This is a genomic window from Protofrankia sp. Cr1 (assembly GCF_963555865.1).
In the GTDB taxonomy this organism is placed as follows: Bacteria; Actinomycetota; Actinomycetes; order Frankiales; family Frankiaceae; genus Protofrankia.
The window spans coordinates 14012-14988 of the sequence record NZ_CAUVXO010000002.1 but is presented as its reverse complement, the minus strand read 5'-3'; the positions used below and the strand labels follow the sequence as shown (position 1 = coordinate 14988).

Below are 977 nucleotides of genomic sequence, written 5' to 3'. Positions count from 1 at the left end.
TCCGTGGGCTCCACCCGGAGCAGGAACCTCATCGACGCGAGGTAGGCCAGTAGCGCGCCGGTGGTGCCCGGTTCAACATCCAGCCAGGTGGTCGTGCCGTCGTCCGCGATCATCAGATGATGTTCGACATGGCCGTGTGGGGACAGTACCAACGCCTCACTGCCGCGCATCGCCGGCAGTGCATCGAGGTGTTGCGATGTGATGCTGTGCAGCCAGGACAGGCGGTCCGGACCGGTGATGCGGATGACCCCGCGGTGCGAGCGGTCGACGACCGCCGCGCCGCGTTCGGCCTCGCGCTGTTCGCGCAGTGGGTCCCCGTAGTGGTCGGCCACCCCGAGGTCGGGTCCGGTGGCGGGCACGGCACCGGCGACGTCCAGCAACGGAGAGCGGTAGTGGATGTCATCACCCGGATCGTTGGACGTTTGCGTTTCAGCGTCGGTCAGGTGCGCGGTGTCGGTTACGGGTGCGGTGGTGGCGTCGGCGGTCATGGACGGTTCAACCAGCTTTCGGGTCTGCACAGTCCACACATCGGCCCGTGAGCGCTACGTGGTTGACGTCCACCGCGAAACCGAAGCGATCCCGCAGGGCCACGACCAGGTCGGACAGCACGGTCGGGGAGACTTCCTGGACGGCCCCGCAGGCCCCGCAGACGAGGTGAACGTGGTCTTCGGCGCCGGCGGCGTGATAGGTCGGCGGGCCGTGCCCGAGGTGGGCATGCGAAACGAGCTTGAGCTTCTCGAGAAGCTCAAGCGTTCGGTACACCGTCGAGATGTTGACCCCGCCCGCTGTGCGGCGGACCTCCGTGACGATGTCCTCCGGGGTGGCGTGACCGAGCCGGGCGACCGCCTCCAGGACGAGCTGGCGTTGCGGCGTGAGACGGTAGCCGCGAGATCGCAGCTGCGTCTGCCAGCTGCCCCGCGGCCCACCCTCGACGTCCACCGCCATGGACCGAGTGTAGCTGGCCTGGGGTGGCACGG

2 protein-coding genes are annotated in these 977 nt (G+C 68.6%); both read right to left on the bottom strand.

Annotated features, from left to right (window positions below):
* Positions 1–488 (bottom strand): YgfZ/GcvT domain-containing protein (locus U9980_RS00665; protein WP_416210101.1); only part of this gene is annotated, 488 nt, incomplete at its 3' end.
* Between the two features lie 7 nt (positions 489–495).
* Positions 496–945: a Fur family transcriptional regulator gene (locus U9980_RS00660; protein ID WP_322766258.1), complete on the bottom strand. Its 450-nt coding sequence runs from the start codon at positions 943–945 to the stop codon at positions 496–498.
* Between the last annotated feature and the right edge of the window lie 32 nt (positions 946–977).

What these genes read in the sequence shown, in the direction of transcription:
- U9980_RS00660 (WP_322766258.1), bottom strand. Translation starts at nt 945, where the DNA reads ATGGCGGTGGACGTCGAGGGTGGGCCGCGGGGCAGCTGGCAGACGCAG.